The following is a 22,045-nucleotide window of genomic DNA, read 5'->3' as shown; positions in this document are numbered from 1 at the left end:
ATCTCAAGCCTTCCTCAGATGAACGATGAACCGGCTTCCCTCGCCATCGCTCTCAACTTCCATCCGGCCGCCGTAATCGCCGACGATGTCCTTGGAGATGACGAGCCCGAGACCGAGACCTTTTTCCTTCGAGGTGTTGAACGGCGTGAACAGGCCTTTGCGGATTTCGGGCGAAATGCCGGGGCCGTTGTCGGCAACCGTCAGCGTCACCGTCTCCGCATCGGCCGATGTCCTGACCTCGACGCGCCCCTCTTCGGCCTTCGGCGCTACGGCCTCCAGCGCGTTCTGAAGCAGGTTGATCAGCACCTGCTCGAGGCGGATCCTGCTGCCCATGACCTGCAGCTCGGCCGGCGGCAGCGCGATGTCGAGCGTATCCATGCGGCCGGCAAAGCGGCTGCGCAACAGCATCACCGCCCCCTCGATGACGTCCTTCAAGCCTGTCGGCTCGGCGCTGCCGCGGCCCTTGCGGGCGAAGGTCTTCAGCTCCTCGGTGATCGAGCCGATGCGTTCCGTCAGTGCGGCGATGTTCTGAAGATTTTCACCGGCGGGTGCCGTCTGGCCGCGGTCGAGGAAGGTGCGGGCATTGTCCGCATAGGCGCGGATAGTCGCCACCGGCTGGTTGATCTCATGGGCGACGCCGGCGGCAACCTGGCCGAGGATCGCCAGCCGGTTTGCCTGCACCAGGTCCTGCTGCACCGCCTGGAGCTTCTGCTCGGTGCTGCGATGACCGGCGATCTCGGCCTGCAGCCGATCCCGCGCCTGGCTGAGATCCAGCGTCCGCTCAGCCACGCGTTGTTCCAGTTCTTCGCGCGCCTGCTGCTCCCTGAAAATCCTCAGCGTGATCGTCTGGCGACGGCGCAAGAGGAAGGCTGCGCCCGCCAGGAGCGGCAAAAGCAAGAGCAGCGCCAGCATGCGCGTTTCGCGGACCGCCGCATCGACGGACGGTCCCAATGCAACAAGATGCTGCAGGTGCCAGCCGGTCGCAGGGATAGGCATCCCGACATTGAGAAAGCTGGTCTTACCGGCGCCGCCGGGCGTGACGATCTCAACGACAGCAAGCCCGTCGCCAAGGTGCCTGATGATATCGAGCGGCAACGGCTGAAGCGGCGCGTCACCGAATTGAAGGCTCTCGCGGATCGCGGTCAGCCGATCCTCGGCAATGCGGCCGATCGTCATGAACCGCCAGGAGGGAATGCTGGTGATGAGGACGATGCCGCGATCGTCGATGACGTAGGACGGGGCGCCCGAGGCATTCCAATCCGCCTCGACATCGTCGAATTCGACCTTGACGACGACGACGCCCAGGAGACCGTCGCTGCCTGATATCCGCTCGGAAATATAAAGACCGGGCTTCTTGCTGACGGTGCCGAGCGCGAAATGCTCGGCCTGCCCTTGAGCGACGGCGCCCTGAAAATACTCGCGGAAGCGATAGTTGCTGCCGACGAAGCTCGTCGGTTCGCGCCAGTTGCTGGCCGAAACCGCGATGCCATCCTTGTCGATGACATAGATGACGGCAGCCTTCGTACCGGCGGCCAGTGTCTCAAGCTTCCGGCTCAACTGCTCGAACGTGCCGGCGTCGCGTCCCGCCAGGGCCGCGGCGAGCGCGGTATCTTGCGACAGCACGAAGGGCAGCGCCCGGTATTTTTCGAGGACGGTGCGCAGCAGCGCCACGTTCATCCTCGCATCGGTGCGGGCCTGTTCCTCCAGGGCCGCTTCCGCCCGGCGCCGGCCGACCTCGCCGCTCACCAAGAGACTTGCGGCGACGGCTGAGAGAGCGAGTACCGCATAGGCCCACCACATCCGGCGAATGCGGTGGTGCAAGGGCAGAGAGGGCCAAAGCCTTTGCGAGACTGACAAGGACATGGCGGATTTGTGCATTTTTCCGCACGAGACGCAAATGGATTTGTGTGGGTTTTCGCATTGGCGGGTTAGGCGGCTGGCCCGCCAGAAAATTTATTGCCATAAATACAATGATTTAGGCGGATGGCGCGAAACTGGCACGGCGATTGCGAAGAACAGCGCAACAACGGCTGAGCTGTTGGATTGAAGCGAACGGCTCGGGAGGCCGGAGTTCGTTCCGGACGAGCCTTTAGGAGGACATCATGATCGCAGCACCACTCGATGCAGTCGCATACAGCAAGGGCAAGAAGCCCTTCTACTCCCATCTCTACGTGCAGGTTCTCGCGGCTATCGCCGCAGGCATCCTGCTCGGCCATTTCTATCCCGAACTCGGCACCCAGCTGAAGCCGCTCGGCGATGCCTTCATCAAGCTCGTGAAGATGGTGATCGCTCCGGTCATCTTCCTGACGGTGGCGACCGGCATTGCCGGCATGAGCGACCTGAAGAAGGTCGGCCGCGTTGCCGGCAAGGCGATGCTGTACTTCCTGACCTTCTCGACGCTGGCGCTCGTCATCGGCATGGTCGTCGCCAATGTCGTCCAGCCAGGCGCCGGCATGAACATCGATCCGGCTTCGCTGGATCCCGCCGCCGTCGCCACCTTTGCCACGAAGGCGCATGAGCAGAGCGTTGTCGGCTTCCTCACGAATATCATCCCGACGACGATCGTCGGCGCCTTTGCCGACGGCGACATCCTGCAGGTGCTGTTCTTCTCGGTGCTCTTCGGCATCGCGCTCGCCATGGTCGGCGAAAAGGGCGAACCGGTCATCAACATCCTCAACGCCCTGACGGCTCCGATCTTCAAGCTGGTCGCCATCCTGATGAAGGCCGCCCCGATCGGCGCCTTCGGCGCCATGGCCTTCACCATCGGCAAGTACGGCATCGGTTCGATCGCCAATCTCGCCATGCTGATCGGCACCTTCTACATCACCTCGCTGCTCTTCGTTCTCGTCGTGCTCGGCGCCGTCGCCCGCTATAACGGCTTCTCGATCCTGGCGCTGCTGCGTTACATCAAGGAAGAGCTGCTGCTGGTGCTCGGAACCTCGTCTTCTGAGGCCGCGCTTCCGGGCCTGATGAACAAGATGGAAAAGGCCGGCTGCAAGCGCTCGGTCGTCGGCCTCGTCATCCCCACAGGCTATTCCTTCAATCTCGACGGCACCAACATCTACATGACGCTGGCGGCGCTTTTCATCGCCCAGGCAACCGGCATCCAGCTCTCCTGGGGCGACCAGATCCTGCTGCTGCTGGTGGCGATGCTGAGCTCCAAGGGTGCCGCAGGTATCACCGGCGCCGGCTTCATCACCCTTGCCGCGACGCTTTCCGTCGTGCCTTCCGTGCCGGTCGCCGGCATGGCGCTCATCCTCGGCATCGACCGCTTCATGTCGGAATGCCGGGCGCTGACCAACCTCGTCGGCAATGCGGTGGCGACGATCGTTGTGGCGCGTTGGGAAAACGAGCTGGATACCGCGCAGCTTGCCGCAGCGCTCGGCGGCCAGACGGAAGAGACGGCTCCGGCGGCCGGGCTGCAACCGGCCGAATAAACCGACCCGATCGTCGATAATCTTGCAGCGGCCCGTTCTACAGCGGGCCGTTTGCTGTTGATGATGTCGTTCTCTATTCGTCGTCATCCTCGGCCTTGTGCCGAGGATCTGCTGCCCTATCGAACGGCGGCAGATGCTCGGTACAAGCCCGAGCATGACGAAAGAGGGGTTGGCGGCCGGTTCAGAGCTCCAGCGGACCGTTTCTCGTTCGCGTCAGCCGCGATTGCCGCCGAGAAGGCGGTCGTAAACGGCGCCAATGGCGTTTGCTTCCTTTTCCAGGGCAAAATTCGCCCTGACGTGGCGCAGCGCATTCTCGCCATGGGCGATCGCCAGCGCCGGATCTGCGATATAGGGAGCGATTGCCCGCGTCAGTGCCTCGCCATCGCCGGCGGGGATAACGGCGCCGGTCTCGCCCTCGGCGATGAGTTCGGAATAGGCGCCGGCGTCCGAGGCTACCACCGCGGTGCGCGAAGCCATGGCTTCGAGCGGCGTCAGGCCGAAGCCCTCGTTGCGGGAGGGGGCGACATAGAGCGTCAGGCGGCGATACCAGACCTTGATATCGGGCACTTCGCCGAGGAAGAGGATGCGATCGGCGAGCCCGGCGGCAGCGACATCGGCCTTGAGCTTGTCGCCGAAGCCCACGTGCTCCGCCGTCACCCGGCCGGAGACGACGGCCGTCCATTCGGGGTGCTGCGGCAAGAGTTCGATCATAGCCTTGACGAAGAGATCGGTGCCCTTCTGATGGCGCACACGACCGAAGCAGCCGACAAGGTAGCGGCCGGGCAGACCGGTCGCGGCAATGGCGTCCTCCGCCGTTTCCGGCGGGTGGAACAGGGACAGATCGACGCCGTGCTGGATGACCGTGTGCGGCACCTCGAGAAAGGAGCCGGAGCGATCGCTGGTTGCGATCACCGCATCCATGCGGCGGATCAGCCATTTCGTGTAGGCGGTGTGGCGACGCTGCGCGGCGGAGGTGAAGATGAGCTTCAGCGGCATGCGCAGGAGATGGCGGAGCAGGATGCCGACGGCCATCTCATTGTTGCGGCGGGCGTGCCAGATGCGCTGGCGCCGGCGTGCCGGCCTGCGCCACAGACCAGGGAGCTGTGACCATCTCAGTTTCGGCAGGTCCTCGGGCAGGCCCGGACCGAGGGGCGCGATCCTGATGCCGAGCCGGATCTGGCATGGGATGAGCTGGACGATGGTCGACGTGACGCCGGAGAGCCGGCGCTTGAAATTAGGCGCGATGATCTCGACGTCACGCATATCAGGCAAGGGAGGGGTCTCGTTTGTGGCGGGCGATCAGCCCCAGGAAACCTGGAGGATTTCGTAGGCCTTGGAGCCACCGGGCGCGTTGACCTCGATGGAATCGCCGACTTCCTTGCCGATCAGCGCACGGGCGATCGGGGAGGAGATGGAGATGCGGCCGGCCTTGACGTCGGCTTCCTGGTCGCCGACGATCTGGTAGGTCTTTTCTTCCTCGGTGTCCTCGTCGACGAGCTTCACCTTGGCGCCGAACTTGATCTTGTCGCCCGACATCTTCGTGAGGTCGATGACCTCGGCGCGCGCCGTCAGGTCTTCAAGCTCGCTGATGCGGCCTTCATTGTGGCTCTGGGCTTCCTTGGCAGCGTGATATTCGGCGTTTTCGGAAAGGTCGCCATGGGCACGGGCTTCGGCGATCGCCTCGATGATTCGCGGGCGCTCCTCCTGCTGACGCCAGCGCAGTTCTTCCTGCAGCTTGACGAAACCACCCTGTGTCATCGGTACCTTTTCAACCATTTTTCTGTCCTTCACTCCTTGCATCGGCACGTCAGGCGCAAACACAAAAGAAAACAGGTCCCGAAGGGGAGCTTCGGAACCGTGCCACAATCCTAGTTAAGCGCTTATAGCAGATCGCCAAGGCCGATTTCCAGAAAATTCGCATAAACGCAACGCAACCCCCGCGATATGAGCTGATGCGCCCGAAAATCGGGCAGTGATGGGATGGCGCCGGATTGACTTCTTATATTAGAACATATAGTGAACATAGGAATGAAGAAGTCGCTTGCCGAACGTTTGGCCATCCTGTCCGATGCCGCGAAATATGACGCTTCCTGCGCCTCCAGCAGCACGGTGAAACGCGATTCGAGCACAAGCGGCGGGCTCGGCTCAACCGAGGGATCCGGAATCTGCCATGCCTATGCGCCGGATGGTCGATGCATTTCGCTCCTGAAGATCCTGCTGACGAATTTCTGCATCTACGACTGCGCCTATTGCGTCAATCGTTCGTCGAGCAATGTCGAACGGGCGCGTTTTACGCCGGAAGAGGTGATGTGGCTGACGCTGGAATTCTATCGCCGTAACTATATCGAAGGCCTCTTCCTTTCCTCCGGCATCATTCGTTCGTCCGATTACACGATGGAAGAGATGGTCCGCATCGTCCGCGAATTGCGGGTGACCCATAATTTTCGTGGCTATATCCATCTGAAGTCGATCCCCGAGGCGTCGCCGCGGCTGATCGAGGAGGCGGGGCTTTATGCCGACCGGCTGTCGCTCAACATCGAGCTGCCGACGGATAACGGCATCAGCCGCTTCGCGCCGGAAAAGAAGCCCGCCAATATCCGGCGATCGATGGCTGATCTGAGGCTGAAGATCGAGGCCGCCGGCGAACCGACGCTGAAAAGCAAGAAACGCCAGCGTTTCGTCCCGGCCGGCCAGAGCACGCAGATGATCGTCGGCGCCGACGGCGCGAGTGACGCGACCATCCTTGCGACCAGCGGCCGGCTTTACAGCAGCTACGGCCTCAAGCGCGTCTATTATTCCGCCTTCAGCCCGATCCCGGATTCGTCGAAAAACCTGCCGCTGATCAAGCCGCCGCTGATGCGCGAGCACCGGCTCTACCAGGCAGACTGGCTTTACCGCTTCTACGGTTTCGGCATCGACGAGATCACCGCCAATCAGGCGGGCGGCATGCTCGATCTCAACCTCGACCCCAAACTTGCCTGGGCGCTTGCCAACCGAGGCGAATTTCCGGTCGATATCAACAAGGCCGAGCGTGAACGGTTGCTGCGCGTGCCCGGTCTCGGCACCAAGACCGTCAAGGCGATCGTTTCGGCGCGCCGCTTTCGCCGCCTGCGGCTCGACGATCTCTCTCGGCTCGGCGTTTCGATCAAGAAGGTCCAATCCTTCATCTCGGCGGAAGGCTGGTCGCCCCGCCGGCTGATCGATAGGCCGGACCTTCGCGCCATGTTCGAGCCGCAGCCTCAACAATTGTCGTTGCTGTGATGCGCCGGGTCGTGCTTGCAGGACGAGGTGATCTTGGCGAATGGCGCGATGCCGCACGTGCCTTGGCGGCGGCCGGCATAGTGCCTGAGGAGATCGACTGGCGCGAAAGAAGCGCGGAGGCGGATCTTTCGTTCCAACGCGACGCCATGCCGCCGGCGCCGGCAGCATCACGCAAGCCGATGACGGTGCCGCCCGCCTTCATCGAGCTTGCAGAAACAGTTCTCTGTCACTCCGATCCGGCGCGCTTCTCGCTGCTTTACCGCCTGCTCTGGCGGCTGCAGCTGGACCGGCAGCTGCTCGAGGTGACCTCCGACGAAGATGTCGTACGCGCCCGGCTGATGGCGAAAAACGTGCATCGCGATGCACACAAGATGACGGCCTTCGTCCGCTTCAAGGAGGTTGGCGCGGTTTCCGCGAGGCGGCGAAAATTCATCGCCTGGTTCGAGCCTGACCACCATATCGTCCGGCGGACGGCGCCCTTCTTCCAACGACGTTTCACCGACATGGACTGGCTGATCGCCACGCCCAAGGGGTCGGCCGCCTGGGACGGCGAGCGGCTGACGATCAGCGACGAACCTTGCGAGAAGCCCAATCTCAGCGATGCCACCGATGAACTCTGGCGCACCTACTATATCAATATCTTCAATCCGGCCCGGTTGAAGGTGAAGGCGATGCAGGCGGAGATGCCGAAGAAATACTGGAAGAACCTGCCGGAGGCCGATCTCATTCCTGGCTTGATTGCATCGGCCGAAAGCAAGGTGCGGGAGATGGCGGCAAGGGAGGCAACACAATCATTGCCTTTTCACGACCGGCTGCAGCAGGCTGCGCGCAATCTTTCCGCCGAGCCCGAGCTTCCGGCAGGCACACTGGAAGCACTGCGCGCCGAGGCTGCCGTCTGCACCCGCTGTCCGCTTCACGCCAATGCGACGCAGACGGTCTTCGGGGAGGGGCCACGCGATGCGGATGTCATGTTCGTCGGCGAGCAGCCGGGCGATCAGGAGGATATTGCGGGGCGCCCTTTTGTCGGCCCTGCGGGCAGGCTTTTCGATCAGGTGATTGGGGAGGCGGGCATCGACCGATCGACGCTCTACGTCACCAATGCCGTCAAGCATTTCAAATACGAGCCGCGCGGCAAGCGGCGCGTCCACCAGAAGCCCAATATGGGTGAGGTGAAGCATTGCCGCTGGTGGCTCGATCTGGAATTGGCGCTGGTCAAGCCGAAGCTGATCGTCGCCATGGGGGCGACGGCACTTGCGGCGCTGACCGATGTGAAAGGCCGCTTGCAGGATGTCAGAGGAAGGGCGATGGCGATCGAAGGAGGGCGCACGCTCTTCGTGACGGTGCATCCATCCTATCTGCTGCGCATTCCCGACGAACGGCTGAAGGCCGAGGAGATGGCGCGCTTTCGCGAGGATATGTTGGAAATTCAACGGCTTATGAAAGCAGCTGCATAAGTTGATTCTGGTTGAGCTCAGCGACAGCGCTCAAGGCGCTGTCGCTGTTCCAGTTCCGGATGCAAAACCGCGGCGCGGTTTTGCTGAAATTGCTCTGATCTCAGGCGAAGTAGCTTTGCAGCGGCCGGACTTCGAGATTGCCGGCCTTCAGCGCCTTGATCGCCTGAGCGGCGGCTTCGGCGCCGGCCATCGTCGTGTAATAGGGCACCTTTTGCATCAGCGTCGCGCGGCGCAGCGACTTGGAGTCCGAGATCGCCTTGTTGCCGTCGGTGGTGTTGATGACGAGCTGGACCTGGCGGTTGCGGATCGCGTCCTCGATATGCGGGCGGCCTTCCAGAACCTTGTTGATCTTGGTGGCGGTGATGCCGTTTTCGCCGAGGAAGCGGGCGGTGCCGCCGGTCGCCAAAACCTTGAAGCCCTGTTCGACGAGAATGCGGATCGCCGGCAGCACGCGCGGCTTGTCCTCGTCGCGCACGGAGACGAAGACCGTGCCGTCACGCGGCAGTTCGACGCCGGCACCGAGCTGCGACTTGGCGAAGGCCAGCGCAAAATCGGTGTCGAGGCCGATGACTTCGCCGGTCGAGCGCATTTCGGGGCCGAGCAGGGTGTCGACGCCGGGGAAGCGGGCGAAGGGGAACACGGCTTCCTTGACGGCGATGTGCGTCAGCTTGCGCGGATCGGGCTTCGTGCCGTAGGCGGCAAAGGTCGCATCGAGCTTCTCGCCGGCCATGACGCGGGCGGCGATCTTGGCGATCGGCGCGCCGATGGTCTTGGCGACGAAAGGCACGGTGCGCGAGGCGCGCGGATTGACTTCCAGTACGTAGACGGTGCCGTCCTTGATGGCGAACTGGACGTTCATCAGGCCGCCGACGTTCAGCGCTTTCGCCATGGCTTTGGCCTGACGCTCCAGCTCGTCGAGCAGTTCGACGGGCAGCGAGCGGGGCGGCAGCGAACAGGCGCTATCGCCGGAGTGGATGCCGGCTTCCTCGATATGCTCCATGATACCGGCGACGTAGACATCGGTGCCGTCAGAGAGGCAGTCGACGTCGACTTCGATGGCGTGGGTGAGGTAGCTGTCAAAGAGCAGCGGGTTCTTGCCCAGCAGGGTATTGATCTGGCCGGTCTTGTCGTTGGGATAACGCTGCTTGATGTCCTCGGGCACCAGTTCCGGCACCGTGTCGAGCAGGTAGGTCTGCAGCTGGCCTTCCGAATGCAGGATCTGCATGGCGCGGCCTCCGAGCACGTAAGACGGGCGCACGACCAGCGGGAAGCCGATTTCGGCAGCGACCAGGCGGGCCTGCTCGACCGAATAGGCGATGCCGTTGTTCGGCTGGTTGAGGTCGAGCTTCATCAGAAGCTTCTGGAAGCGGTCGCGGTCTTCGGCGAGATCGATCGCATCGGGCGCAGTGCCGAGGATCGGAATGCCGTTCTTTTCCAGCGCCTCGGCAAGCTTCAGCGGCGTCTGGCCGCCGAACTGGACGATGACGCCGACGACTTCGCCCTTTTCCTGCTCGGCGCGCAGGATCTCGATGACATCCTCTGCCGTCAGCGGTTCGAAATAGAGGCGGTCCGACGTGTCGTAATCGGTCGAGACGGTTTCCGGGTTGCAGTTGATCATGATCGCTTCATAGCCCGCATCCTTCAGCGCGAAGGCGGCGTGGCAGCAGCAATAGTCGAACTCGATGCCCTGGCCGATGCGGTTCGGGCCGCCGCCGAGAATGACGACCTTCTTGCGGTCGGAGACTTGGGCTTCCGAGCGGGCGGCGCCGACGAAGGGCGTCTCATAGGTCGAGTACATATAGGCGGTCGGCGAAGCGAATTCGGCGGCGCAAGTGTCGATGCGCTTGAAAACAGGGCGGACGTTGAGGCCGTTGCGCAGTTCGGCGACTTCCTTCGGGCGCTTGCCGGTCAGGGTCGCCAGACGCGCGTCGGAGAAGCCCATCGCCTTCAGCATGCGCAGATTGTCGCCATCGCCGGGCAGGCCGTGCTCGCGGATGCGGGCCTCCATGTCGACGATGTTCTTGAGCTCGGCGATGAACCAGGGGTCGATCTTGCAGCCCTCATGCACCTCTTCGATGCTGAGACCCTGACGCAGCGCCTGGGCAACCATGCGCAGGCGGTCCGGTGTCGGCGTGCCGATGGCGGCGCGGATGGCGTTCTGGCTGGATTCGCCTTCTTCGAAATCGGGGATCTCGATCTCGTCAAGACCGGTCAGGCCGGTCTCAAGGCCGCGCAGCGCCTTCTGCAGCGATTCGGCAAAGGTGCGGCCGATCGCCATGACTTCGCCGACCGACTTCATCGCGGTGGTGAGCACGGGCGAGGCGCCGGGGAACTTTTCGAAGGCAAAACGCGGGATCTTGGTGACGACATAGTCGATCGACGGTTCGAAGGAGGCGGGCGTGGCGCCGCCGGTGATGTCGTTTTCGAGTTCGTCGAGCGTGTAACCGATGGCGAGCTTGGCAGCGACCTTAGCGATCGGGAAGCCGGTGGCCTTGGAGGCCAGCGCCGAAGAGCGCGACACACGCGGGTTCATTTCGATGACGACGAGGCGGCCGTCTTTCGGGTTGACGGCGAACTGGACGTTGGAGCCGCCGGTCTCGACCCCGATCTCGCGCAGCACCGCGATCGAGGCGTTGCGCATGATCTGGTATTCCTTGTCGGTGAGCGTCAGCGCCGGAGCGACGGTGATCGAATCGCCGGTATGGACGCCCATCGGATCGATATTTTCGATCGAGCAGATGATGATGCAGTTGTCCGCCTTGTCGCGGACGACCTCCATCTCATACTCCTTCCAGCCGAGCACCGATTCTTCGATCAGCACCTCAGTGGTCGGCGAGGCGTCGAGGCCGCCGCCGACGATCTCGAAGAATTCCGAGCGGTTGTAGGCAATGCCGCCGCCGGTGCCGCCGAGCGTGAAGGAGGGGCGGATGATGGCGGGCAGGCCGACATGATCGAGCGCCTGGGCGGCGATCGCCATGGCGTGGTTCAAATATCGCTGTTTGCGGTCGCTCTCGCCGAGGTTCCACTGGTTTTCCAGCTCGTCCAGCGCCTTGTCGAGGTCAGAGCCCGAGAGGCTCTCGCGCAGCTTGTTGCGCTCGGCCTCGTGCGTCTTGCGATCGAGGTCCTTGATGTCGGTGGCATTCGCCAGCATCGAGCGCGGCGTTTCCAGGCCGATGCGGGCCATCGCCTCGCGGAACAGCGCGCGGTCTTCGGCCATGTCGATGGCGGCGGGCTTGGCACCGATCATCTCGACATTGTAGCGGTCGAGCACGCCCATGCGCTTCAGCGACAGCGCGGTATTCAAAGCCGTCTGGCCGCCCATGGTCGGCAGCAGCGCGTCCGGGCGTTCCTTGGCGATGATCTTGGCAACGACCTCGGGGGTGATCGGCTCGACGTAAGTGGCGTCGGCGAGACCCGGGTCGGTCATGATCGTCGCCGGGTTGGAGTTGACGAGGATGACGCGGTAGCCTTCCTCCTTCAGCGCCTTGCAGGCCTGGGTGCCGGAATAATCGAACTCGCAAGCCTGGCCAATGACGATCGGTCCCGCGCCGATGATGAGGATCGATTTGATGTCTTGGCGCTTCGGCATGGGCAATATCCATTGTCTGGCTGCGCAAAAAGCCGGCCAGGGTGGGAGATCACCGGGTCGGGTCGCGCATTGAGGGTCTTTTCAGGCTAGAAGCGGCTTATAGGCAAATGTATTTGCAAACGGAACCCCATAAATCGCGGAATCGACAGGAATCCGAGATCGCGCGAAAGCCTATTTAACGCCGGGTACGACAAGGACGCGGATTTCGCCGCCGCGCGCCGGATTGGTGATCGCGTCCGGGGCCTCCTCGAGCCCGATCCGCCTGGATATCAACGGCTCGACTCTGACCCTGCCGGAGGCGATGAGATCGGCGGCGCGGGCATGGGTGAAGGGGTTGACGAAGGAGCTTATCAGCGCGACTTCGCGAAATAGCAGGTCGAAGGGTTCGATCTCGATCGTGGCACCCTGCGGCATGACGCCGAGAATGACGGCGGTGCCGCCGCGCCGGGCAAGCCGAGGCGCCTGCTGCATGGTCTCTGCCACGCCGGCGCATTCGAAGACGACATCGGCGCCGCCGGGCAGCAGCCCGTTCTCAGCGGTGATGCGGGCGATGAGATCGCCATCCCCGGGATCGACTGTGGTAGTGGCGCCGAGGCTTTCGGCCAGCCGCCGCTTTTCGGCGCTGCGGGTCACCAGCAAGATACGGGTCGCACCGGCAAGCCGCGCCAGTTGAAGCGTGAGCAGGCCGATGACGCCACCGCCGAGCACGATGGCCGACGAGCCGGTTTTCAGCCCGGCGAGATCGACGCCGTGAATGCAGCAGGCAATCGGCTCGCAGAAGGCGCCGTGGAGCGGATCGAGATCGGCCGGCAGAGCGAAGGCCTGGCTTTCAGGCATGCAGACATATTCGGCGAAGCCGCCGTCGCGGTGGATGCCGATGGCCCGCAGCTTTCGGCAGAGATTGACCCGGCCGCGCCGGCATTCCTCGCAGCCGCCGCAAGAGATGTTCGGATCGCCGGTCACGCGCATGCCGAGGCGGAAACCAGTCACGCCTGGCCCGATCGTCTCGATGATCCCGGCGAATTCATGTCCGAGCGTCACCGGCGCCTTCGATGGGAATTCGCCGTGAAAGATATGGCGGTCGGTGCCGCAAATGCCGCAGGCTTCGACGCGGACCAGCAATTCCCCGGGGCCGGGTGCTGGCTTTTCGACTTCGCAGAGTTGCAACTGTCCAATTGCTTGCAGACGCACGGCCTTCATTCGCAGTTCCTCCCGTGTTCTCCCTTGCTTCAGGAAGAGCGAAAGCAGGAGCCGCGTCAAGCGGTTGACGCATCTCCTTTTCGTGACGGGACGCAGGGCATAGCTGCGGCCGACCAGGGTTTGCTGGCTGTCACGATCAGAAGACGCCTGCCGACGGCGTTTGCTCCGTCAGGGAACAATATCCTGTGCTTCAGGTTTGCGGTCGAGAAGCTGGAGGCTGTGATGGTAGATCCAAAAGACAAGGAACCGGCGGAAGGCTCGCGGGAGACCGTGGATAAGGAGCTGGCACGTCAGGGGGTAGGCAAGTCGCATGGCAGTGCCGGCAGAAGTGGCGGACAAAAGGGACCGGCGCAACCCGGCTCGAGCAAAAAGTGAGCCGTTCAACCGCTTGTTTTGCATGCGGATGAAGCCGCTGGAATTCCTCCTGCCTGCGGTTATATAAATTCCTTGAGTGCAAGCACGGGCATTGCCGGGGAGAACGAAAATGGAATGGAGAGGCCGGCGTCAGTCCGACAATATCGAAGATCGCCGCAGCAATCCGAGGAGCGGCGGGTTCGGCCGCGGCGGCGGCTTCAATTTTCCTTCCGGTGGCGGCGTTCGCCGCGCCGGCGGCGGCTTGAGCATCGGAACGATCATCTTTCTCGTCGTGATCTATTTCATCTTCAAGCTGATGGGCGTCGACCTGCTGCAGGTGCTCGAAACCGGCGGCATATCGAGCGGCCCCGGCTACGAACAGAGCCAGTCAGAAGGAACACGCACGCCGGCCAACGACGAGATGACCGCTTTTATGCGCACCGTTCTGGCAGAGACCGAGGATACATGGAACGGCATCTTCCAGGCACAGGGCCAGAATTACGAGGAGCCGCGCCTTGTGCTCTTCTCGGGACAAACGCAATCGGGCTGCGGCTTCGCCTCAGCCGCGACCGGGCCGTTCTACTGCCCAGGTGATCACAAGGTCTATCTCGACACGGATTTCTTCCAGGAACTCTCCGACCGGTTCGGCGCTTCGGGCGATTTCGCCGAAGCCTATGTCGTCGCCCACGAGGTCGGCCACCACGTGCAGAACCTCCTCGGCATCCTGCCGAAGTTCAACGAGGCCCGCCGGCGCATGAGCGAGGAGCAGGCCAATGAGATGTCGGTGCGCGTCGAGCTGCAGGCCGATTGCTTCGCCGGCATCTGGGGCAAATATACCCAGCAGAAGGGCATTCTGGAGGCCGGCGACCTCGAGGAGGCGCTGAATGCCGCCCAGCAGATCGGTGACGATACGATGCAGAAGCGGTCGCAAGGTTACGTCGTGCCCGAGAGTTTTAACCACGGCACCTCGCAACAACGCGTCAGATGGTTCAAGCGCGGCTTCGACAGCGGGCAATTGTCGGCCTGCGATACGTTCTCGGGGCCGGTTTGAGGTTGCTTAGCCAAGGTTTGCGAGCGTCGCCCCCTCATCCGCCTGCCGGCACCTTCTCGCCGCTGGGGCGAAGGGGACTTGCCGCAACGTCTCGATCCCCTCTTCTCCCCAGCGGGGGTCCCAAGGACGGGGTTGAGACCCGCGGCTCGACCCCCGGTCGGTGGCCCGAAGGGTCGGATGAGGGGGCCCACGGCAGGACCTTCGCTTCGGGCCCTTCGGGCTGAGCGTGGGGATGCGCAAGGACGCCGTCCCCGCCAGGTGGTTGCCGACCACCCCGCCGCGCCTGACGGTTGAGGGGTTTCATAAACTTCCCGTACAGCTCATCAAAAACTTTGAAATGTTCACGGATTGTTTCGTTTTCCTTTCTGAGTTATGTCACTTGGGCGGCGACGAGATCGTCTTTTCAGAAACAATCGCTGTAGAGATGCCTCATGCTTGACCCGAAATTCGTTCGCCGCGGCCTTTTCCTGGTCTTCATCATCCTCTTTCTCGACATTATCGGCATCGCCATCATCATGCCGGTGCTGCCGGCCTATCTGGAACAGCTGACCGGCGGCAGCGTCAGCGATGCGGCAATCGACGGCGGCTGGCTGATGCTCGTCTATGCCGGCATGCAGTTTCTGTTCGCACCGCTGCTCGGTAACCTGTCCGACCGTTTCGGCCGCCGGCCGATCCTTTTATTGTCGGTGCTGACCTTTGCGATCGACATTTCATCTGCGGCATCGCCACCAGCTTCTGGATGCTGTTCGTCGGCCGCGTGCTTGCAGGCATCAGCGGCGGCAGCTTCGCCACATGCTCGGCCTATATCGCCGATATCAGCACCGAGGAGGATCGGGCGAAGAATTTCGGGCTGATCGGCATCGCCTTCGGCGTCGGCTTCACCATCGGCCCCGTCATCGGCGGTTTCCTCGGGGAATTCGGTCCGCGCGTGCCGTTCCTCGGCGCAGCCGCTTTGTCGCTTCTCAATTTTATCGCCGCCTGCTTCCTGCTGCCGGAAACGCTGGAAGCGAAGAACCGCCGCCGCTTCGAGTGGAAACGTGCCAATCCGCTCGGCGCGCTGCGCCAGATGCGCCATTACCCCGGCATCGGCTGGGTCAGCCTCGTGATGTTCCTGTTTTTCCTGGCGCATGCCGTCTATCCCTCCGTCTGGTCGTTCGTATCGACCTACCGCTATGGCTGGAGCGAGGGGCAGATCGGCCTGTCGCTCGGCATTTACGGCATCGGTGCGGCGCTCGTTATGGGCTTGGTCCTGCCGCGTGTCGTGCCTCTGCTCGGCGAATGGAAGACGGCGCTTCTCGGCCTCTGCTTCTCCGCCGCAGGACTGACCGGCTATGCCTTCGCCTGGGAGGGCTGGGTGGTTTACGTCGTTATCGTCGCGACCGTCATCGAAAATGTCGCCGATCCGCCGCTGCGCAGCATTGCCGCCGGCATGGTGCCGCCGTCGGCGCAGGGCGAGCTGCAGGGTGCGCTGACCAGCCTCAGCAGCATCACCACCATAGTCGGCCCGCTGATCTTCACGCAGATGTTCGGTTATTTCACAAGGCCCGAGGCGCCCGTCACTTTTGCCGGCGCGCCTTACCTCATGGCCGCCGTGCTCATCCTTCTGGCCGCCGGGGTATTCCTCACACGGGTTCGGGCGAGGGAGCCGGTCGACGCGCTGGAAGCCACTGGCTGATTGATCAGAAATGGTGATGCGATGATGAATTTTTCATCATCTGCTTGTTTTGGGGTGGTTCTTGCCCGGGCTTTGATCTAAGTCCGAATGATATTTCGCAGCAAGTTGCGACGACCACATATTTCAATCACAGGACTGGTGTCATGGACACGTCGATCGACGCGCGCAGCCTTGCGCCGACAAACGATAACCGTTGGGGCGCACATTTCCGTGCGACGCTGGCGCTCGGCATTCCGCTGATCGGCGCCCAGCTTGCCCAGCTGGGCATCCACACCACCGATGTGATGATCATCGGCCGCCTTGGCGCCGAGCAACTGGCGGCCATGGTGCTGTCGGCCCAGTTCCTGTTCACGATCCTCATCTTCGGCTCGGGCTTTTCCATTGCCGTCATTCCGATGGTGGCGCAGGCCTATGGCCGCGGCGACGTCGTCTCGGTGCGCCGATCGCTGCGCATGGGGCTCTGGGTGGTGATCGGATTCTGGATCATCGCGCAACCGGCCTTTTTCAATGCGGAACAGATCCTGCTTTTTGCACAGCAGAAGCCGGAGGTGGCCAAGCTCGCCCACGGCTATATCATGATTGGCCAATTCGGCGTGCTGCCGGCCCTTCTCTTCAACGTGATGCGGGCCCTCGTCAGCGCCATCGGCAAGGCGGGCATCATCCTCAACGTCACCATCGTCACGCTGGTGATGAATGCGATCTTCGCCTACGCCCTCGTGCTCGGCCATTTCGGCTTTCCAGCAATGGGGCTCGAGGGTGCGGCGATCGTCTCTGTGGTCGTACAGACGGCGGGCTTCCTCTTCATCCTCGTCTTTGTCCAGCGGCGGGAAGAGACGCGGCGCTACGAGATCTTTGTGCGGTTTTGGAAGCCGGACTGGCACGCACTGCTGGAGGTCCTGCGCCTCGGTTTCCCGATCAGCGTCACCGTGCTTGCCGAGGTCAGTCTGTTTACGGTCGCGTCGCTTCTGATGGGTTATATCGGCACCATCGAACTCGCCGCGCATGGCATCGCCCTGCAATGGGCTTCAATCGCCTTCATGATCCCGCTCGGTCTCAGCCAGGCGGCGACGGTACGCATCGGCGTGGCGCACGGGCAGGGCGATTATGACGGGCTGGTGCGCGCTTCGATCATGGTTGTTGTCATTGCCTGCGCGATCTCGGCGGTGGGTTCGGTGATCTTTGCCACCATGCCGCAATTCCTCGGCAGCTGGTTCCTCGACGTCAACTCGCCGGAGGCGCCGCAAGTGCTGGCCTATGCCGGGCCGTTGATCGTCGTTGCCGGGCTTTTCCAGCTCGTCGACGGGCTGCAGGTGATCGCTAACGGATTGCTGCGCGGCCTGAAAGATGCGCGCGTGCCGATGATCATGGCGCTGATAGCCTATTGGCCGATCGGCTTCCTCCTCGCCTGGGCCTTTGCCTTCCCGCTCGGCTTCGGCGGCATCGGCATCTGGTTCGGCTTCCTCGTCGGACTGGCGGCTGCCGCCGTCATGCTCTGCGCACGCTTCTATCTTCTCCTTCGCCGGGAAGGCGCGCCGGCTGGCGCCTGAGCCAGCCGTCCGGCCTTAAGCGGCGACAGGTTTGTAGCCGGCGATATCGGCGCGAATGCCGAGACGGGCAAACATTTCCTGCGGATCGAAATTGGCGGCCTTGTGGGCGGCGGCGACGGCTGCCCGCGCACGCTCGACGACCTCGGTATTTTCCCATTCGGCAATGGTGACGAAATTGAATTCACCGGGACCGGCGACCTGCTCCAGTACCCTGTGATCGATGAAACCCTCCTGTGCCTCCAGCAGCTTGTGGGTCATCATCACCTTGACGAGAAATTCCTCGCGCGCCGCAGCCGGCACGACGAATTTATCGACACGATAGAAAGCTCCGCTCATCCCTTTTCTCCTACATCGGATGTCTGGGGGCGTTTGTAATTCTTCAAGTGTGGTTGAGGTCAATACGGAAGCGAAGACGTCCGGTCAGTGGAATTTCGGGGCGACCGCTTCCTGAAGCCGTCGCGTTCCAGCGTGACTGTATAAGAGGCAAGTGCGCTGCAGAAAGGCGGAGAGATCTGCGCCTGCGCGGGGGCTGTCGGCGGGGACTAAATTGGCGTAAGCTGTGAAGGAGGTACACCATGCGCAGCAGCATTACTGCAGCTATCGTCGCGCTCGTCGTTTCGCTTGGCAGTCTGGCGCGGGCGGAGATCCTGATCGGAGCGGCGGGCCCGGTCACAGGACCGCTCGCCTGGATTGGGGAGCAGATGCAGCGCGGCACAGAGATGGCGGTGGCCGACATCAATGCGACTGGCGGCGTGCTCGGGCAGCAGGTGCAACTCATCACGGTCGACGACTTTTGCGATCCCGAGCAGGCTGTGGCGGCCGCCCAGAAACTGGTGGCCGACGGTGTGGTGCTCGTCGTCGGGCATTACTGTTCCCAGGCCTCGATCCCGGCATCCAAGGTGTACGAGGCCGCGGGAATTCTACAGATTTCACCGGGTTCGACCAATCCGCTGCTGACCGAACAAGGTCGTGCCAATGTTTTCCGCGTCATTGGTCGCGACGACGCGCAGGGGGTGGTCGCCGGCAACTATTTGGCCGATCGCTGGGGTGACAAGAAAATAGCGATCCTTCACGACAACACTACCTATGGGAAGGGGCTCGCCGACGAGACCAGAAAGCAGTTGAATAAGCGGGGTGTCACCGAAGCGATCTACGAGGCCTTCACCCCTGGGAAGAACGACTATACGGCCGAGATCTCGGCGTTACAGGGCGCCGGCATCGCCGTGTTGTATGTTGGTGGATATTTGCCCGAGGTCGCGCTTATGGTTCGCGCTGCACGAGACCGCGCCTACGCACTTCAACTCGTCTCAGGCGATGGCATGGCGAGCGAGGACTTTGCACTGATCGCCGGATCTGCCGCCGAGGGTACGCTCTTCACGTTTAGCGCGGACCCACGGCGCGTCCCTCAGGCGGCTCAAGTCGTCGAGCGTTTCCGTGCCGAGAATTTCGAGCCCGCAGGCTACACACTGCTCAGTTACTCCGCCGTCCAGGTCTGGTCGCAGGCGGTGAAGAAGGCCGGTTCTCTAGGGCCGCAAGAGGTGATCGCCTCAATGCAAGGTAATCAATTCGAAACGGCAATGGGCCGGGTCGATTTCGACGACAAGGGCGACCTCACCGTTCAAAGCTGGATATGGTATGTCTGGAAGGGTGGCGAATACGTGCCGCTGGAATAGTCAACCGCCGGCCGGGTGGATCGCTTTAGACCAATCTGTGCAGACTTTGGTGGCTGCGCAAGCCAGACCTCGCGGTTGCCGCCATGTTTGAACGCGTCGGCATACGCGGGCGCTTGTTGCTCGCTTTCTTCGGCATCAGCACCTTCGCGGTGCTCGCGACCGCCGCAGCTCTCTATGCCTTCCTTCAGGTCGGCGACGTGGTCGATCGCATCACCAAGGAACGGGTGCCGACGGCGCTCGCCTCTCTCCAATTGTCGCGCCAGGCTGAGAGGGTCGCCTCCACCGCGCCGTCAGTTCTGGCGGCGACCAGCACGGTTCAGCACAACCAGGTCTCGGCTGCAATCGGAGTCGAGATGCGGCGTCTCGAAGAGTTGCTCGCCGCACTTAAAGGCACCGCATTCAGCGCGACGGCGGTGACGGAAATCGAAGACGCCGTGATTGGTCTGCGACGAAACCTCGATGCTCTCGACTATGTTGTGGCCGTTCGCCTTACCATGGTTCAGCGCAAGGAGGAGTTGCTGCGCCGCTTGTCGGACACGTCAAATGCAAGTCAGCGTCTCCTCGCGCCCGGCATCGTCGTGATGAACTCCAAGGTTCCCCAATGGCGCGCAGCGGTGGCTGATCCCGCCGCACCACCAGATACGCGTGCTGCGGCGACGAGCGACCTGGTCAAGGCAATCGCGGCCTACATCCCCCAGCAGAGGGCGCAACAGGAGATCTCGGCAGTCAACGACGCGCTGGTCAAAACTGCCAACGCGCCGACGCCGGGAGATCTGAAGCTGATCCTGTTTCCGCTGCGCCGGTCGCTCGCCGCACTCGAAACGGTCTCCACCGAGATCGACGAAAAGTTGCGGACCCGCTTCCAACAACGGCTGGACGAGTTGAAGTCGCTGACCGACGGTGAGAACGGGATCCCGAAGGTACGACAGGACGAGTTTGCTGTCCTTGCGCAGGGCGAAAAGCTTTTGGCTGAAAACAGCCGACTGTCGCGCGACCTTACCGCGGCCGTCGATCGCCTGGTTGCAAAGGCAAACCATGAGATCGCCGCGTCCGCCCTCGAAGCCTCGGTCGTCCAGCGCTACGGCACCGGCATTGTCCTTGGCTCCGCCCTTCTAAGCCTGCTGAGTTCGGTTCTAGTTGTCTGGCTCTATGTCGACCGCAGCCTTCTCGCCCGTCTGGGAGAGGTAAGCCAAAGCATGCTGGCCATCGCGGGCGGCAATCTGCATGTGCAGATGCCCGCCGGCGGCGGCGACGAAATCGGCCGCATGGCCGGGGCGCTCAGGCTGTTCCGGGACACTGCGGTCGAGGTGGAGGAAAACAGCCTGCGCGAAGTTGCGGAAGCGCGCCAGCGGCTTGTGGATGCCATCGAGAGCATCTCCGAAGGATTCGCTCTTTACGATGGCGAGGACAGGCTCGTGCTGAGCAATAGCCGCTACCGCGAGCTGTTGTACGCCGGTCTGGAGGAAATGACACCCGGCACGACATTCGAGCAGATTGTGCGCCGGTCCGCTGAAGGCGGCTACATCAAGGATGCTGAGGGGCGAGTCGAGGAGTGGGTTGCCGAGCGGCTTTCGCGGCATCGCAACCCTGGTGAAACGTCGGTGCAGCGGCGTCGCGACGGACGATGGATCATGATCAGCGAGCGGCGGATCACGGCTGGTGGCACGGTGGCCGTCTACTCGGACATCACCGAGCTGAAGCAACGGGAGGAAAACCTCGCCGAGAAATCCGCAGCTCTCGAGGCGCTTTCCAGCAAGCTGGCGAAATACCTGGCGCCGCAAGTGTATAACTCCATATTCACCGGCCGCCAGGACGTCAGGATCGCCAGCCAGCGGAAGAAGCTGACGATATGCTTCTCCGATATCGCCGGCTTCACCGAAACCACGGACAAAATGGAATCCGAGGATCTCACACAGCTCCTCAATCACTATCTGACGGAAATGTCGAAGATTGCTTCGGATCACGGCGCGACGATCGACAAGTATGTCGGAGACGCCATCCTGATGTTTTTTGGCGATCCGGAAACCCGCGGCGTCAAGGATGACGCGCTCGCCTGCGTGCAGATGGCACTCGCCATGCAAAAGCGAATGAGCGAGCTTGGCGAAATCTGGCGCGATATCGGAATTGAAACACCGCTGCGCTGCCGCATTGGCATTCACACAGACTACTGCACTGTGGGAAACTTCGGCAGCGAGGACCGGATGGACTACACGATAATCGGCGGCGCCGTGAATCTCGCCTCGCGTCTTGAGCAGGAAGCGTCGCCGGGCACCGTGCTCATTTCTTATGAGACGTTTGCGCAAGTGAAGGACACGATCGAGTGCGAGGAACTGGGGCATGTCCACGTAAAGGGAATAGCCTATCCGGTCGCCACCTATCGCGTGGTCGATCTGAAGGAAAATTTGGTCCGCAGCCGTCGTACTGTCCGGACCGAACTGCCGCACCTGAGATTGGAAGCCGAGCCCGAGCTTATGTCTACCGATGAGCGCGATCAGGCCGCCGCCGCACTTCGAGACACGCTCGATCGACTTTGTCACAAGCCTGGATCGTAGGCTCCGTTCGCGCGGGTTGTCGCCTCCACAGGCACCAAACTCGTCGACCAGCCCTCGGGCCAGCGTCGCAACTCGACCTTCCTGCAACGCTGGCTCGGCCCATGAAATGGCGCGCGGTCATTGTGCGAATCCGGACGAGGGACTGCTGTTGGCGCAACACCGACCCATGTTGTCGCTGCACTATGTCCGCTTTGCAGCAATAGCGACCGCTGGCTCGATGACCATTATGGGGGCGCGAAAGAGACGTGAGGC

General features: G+C 62.4%; 14 protein-coding genes and 1 pseudogene. 9 read left to right on the top strand and 6 right to left on the bottom strand.

Annotated features, from left to right (window positions below):
• Nucleotides 1–3: 3 nt before the first annotated feature.
• Entirely contained in the window at nucleotides 4–1,878 is a 1,875-nt protein-coding gene (locus EFR00_RS25350) for an ATP-binding protein (protein WP_077991760.1), read from the bottom strand.
• 224 nt (nucleotides 1,879–2,102) lie between these two features.
• On the opposite strand from EFR00_RS25350, the gene EFR00_RS25345 reads away from it, so the two are divergent.
• On the top strand, nucleotides 2,103–3,437 hold the full coding sequence (locus EFR00_RS25345) for a dicarboxylate/amino acid:cation symporter (RefSeq protein ID WP_077991763.1): 1,335 nt from the start codon (nucleotides 2,103–2,105) through the stop codon (nucleotides 3,435–3,437).
• A 213-nt stretch (nucleotides 3,438–3,650) separates the two neighbouring features.
• On the opposite strand, the gene EFR00_RS25340 is transcribed toward EFR00_RS25345, so the two are convergent.
• Nucleotides 3,651–4,709 carry a glycosyltransferase family 4 protein gene (locus EFR00_RS25340; protein ID WP_077991765.1) on the bottom strand — a complete coding sequence of 353 codons (1,059 nt, stop codon included), beginning with the start codon at nucleotides 4,707–4,709 and terminating at the stop codon, nucleotides 3,651–3,653.
• A 27-nt stretch (nucleotides 4,710–4,736) separates the two neighbouring features.
• Entirely contained in the window at nucleotides 4,737–5,213 is a 477-nt protein-coding gene (gene greA, locus EFR00_RS25335) for a transcription elongation factor GreA (RefSeq protein WP_017965278.1), read from the bottom strand.
• A gap of 252 nt (nucleotides 5,214–5,465) precedes the next feature.
• Between greA and EFR00_RS25330 the strand changes: the two genes are divergently transcribed.
• Both EFR00_RS25330 and EFR00_RS25325 read left to right on the top strand, forming a co-directional pair.
• Nucleotides 5,466–6,698: a putative DNA modification/repair radical SAM protein gene (locus EFR00_RS25330; RefSeq protein ID WP_077991768.1), complete on the top strand. Its 1,233-nt coding sequence runs from the start codon at nucleotides 5,466–5,468 to the stop codon at nucleotides 6,696–6,698.
• A complete protein-coding gene (locus EFR00_RS25325; RefSeq protein WP_077991769.1) occupies nucleotides 6,698–8,152 on the top strand; it encodes a UdgX family uracil-DNA binding protein in 1,455 nt (484 codons plus the stop codon). Before EFR00_RS25330 ends, EFR00_RS25325 begins: the two co-directional genes overlap by 1 nt.
• Before the next feature lie 100 nt (nucleotides 8,153–8,252).
• Here the strand turns inward: EFR00_RS25325 and carB are convergent, their stop codons facing one another.
• Entirely contained in the window at nucleotides 8,253–11,741 is a 3,489-nt protein-coding gene (gene carB, locus EFR00_RS25320; RefSeq protein WP_077991770.1) for a carbamoyl-phosphate synthase large subunit, read from the bottom strand.
• A gap of 171 nt (nucleotides 11,742–11,912) precedes the next feature.
• Entirely contained in the window at nucleotides 11,913–12,941 is a 1,029-nt protein-coding gene (locus tag EFR00_RS25315; protein WP_077991771.1) for a zinc-dependent alcohol dehydrogenase family protein, read from the bottom strand.
• Nucleotides 12,942–13,425: 484 nt separating this feature from the next.
• Between EFR00_RS25315 and ypfJ the strand changes: the two genes are divergently transcribed.
• From ypfJ to EFR00_RS25290, 4 genes and pseudogenes are all read left to right on the top strand, one after another.
• Nucleotides 13,426–14,346: a KPN_02809 family neutral zinc metallopeptidase gene (gene ypfJ / locus EFR00_RS25305; protein WP_009995918.1), complete on the top strand. Its 921-nt coding sequence runs from the start codon at nucleotides 13,426–13,428 to the stop codon at nucleotides 14,344–14,346.
• Between the two features lie 232 nt (nucleotides 14,347–14,578).
• The gene (locus EFR00_RS25300; RefSeq protein ID WP_009995917.1) at nucleotides 14,579–14,785 is read left to right on the top strand and encodes a hypothetical protein; all 207 of its coding nucleotides are present in this window, start codon (nucleotides 14,579–14,581) and stop codon (nucleotides 14,783–14,785) included.
• Nucleotides 14,778–16,021: pseudogene (locus EFR00_RS25295) on the top strand (TCR/Tet family MFS transporter). Before EFR00_RS25300 ends, EFR00_RS25295 begins: the two are co-directional and overlap by 8 nt.
• Nucleotides 16,022–16,164: 143 nt before the next feature.
• Nucleotides 16,165–17,568 carry an MATE family efflux transporter gene (locus tag EFR00_RS25290; protein WP_077991773.1) on the top strand — a complete coding sequence of 468 codons (1,404 nt, stop codon included), beginning with the start codon at nucleotides 16,165–16,167 and terminating at the stop codon, nucleotides 17,566–17,568.
• Nucleotides 17,569–17,583: 15 nt separating this feature from the next.
• On the opposite strand, the gene EFR00_RS25285 is transcribed toward EFR00_RS25290, so the two are convergent.
• A complete protein-coding gene (locus EFR00_RS25285; protein WP_009995004.1) occupies nucleotides 17,584–17,904 on the bottom strand; it encodes an antibiotic biosynthesis monooxygenase family protein in 321 nt (106 codons plus the stop codon).
• A gap of 239 nt (nucleotides 17,905–18,143) precedes the next feature.
• Between EFR00_RS25285 and EFR00_RS25280 the strand changes: the two genes are divergently transcribed.
• Both EFR00_RS25280 and EFR00_RS25275 read left to right on the top strand, forming a co-directional pair.
• Nucleotides 18,144–19,241 carry a branched-chain amino acid ABC transporter substrate-binding protein gene (locus tag EFR00_RS25280; protein WP_077991774.1) on the top strand — a complete coding sequence of 366 codons (1,098 nt, stop codon included), beginning with the start codon at nucleotides 18,144–18,146 and terminating at the stop codon, nucleotides 19,239–19,241.
• An 83-nt stretch (nucleotides 19,242–19,324) separates the two neighbouring features.
• Nucleotides 19,325–21,793, top strand: a complete 2,469-nt coding sequence (locus EFR00_RS25275) for an adenylate/guanylate cyclase domain-containing protein (RefSeq protein ID WP_077991775.1) — start codon at nucleotides 19,325–19,327, stop codon at nucleotides 21,791–21,793.
• The last annotated feature ends 252 nt before the right edge of the window (nucleotides 21,794–22,045 follow it).

The sequence above is a fragment of the Rhizobium sophoriradicis genome, assembly GCF_003939025.1.
Classification (GTDB): Bacteria; Pseudomonadota; Alphaproteobacteria; order Rhizobiales; family Rhizobiaceae; genus Rhizobium; species Rhizobium sophoriradicis.
This window is presented reverse-complemented; position numbering and strand designations above follow the sequence as displayed.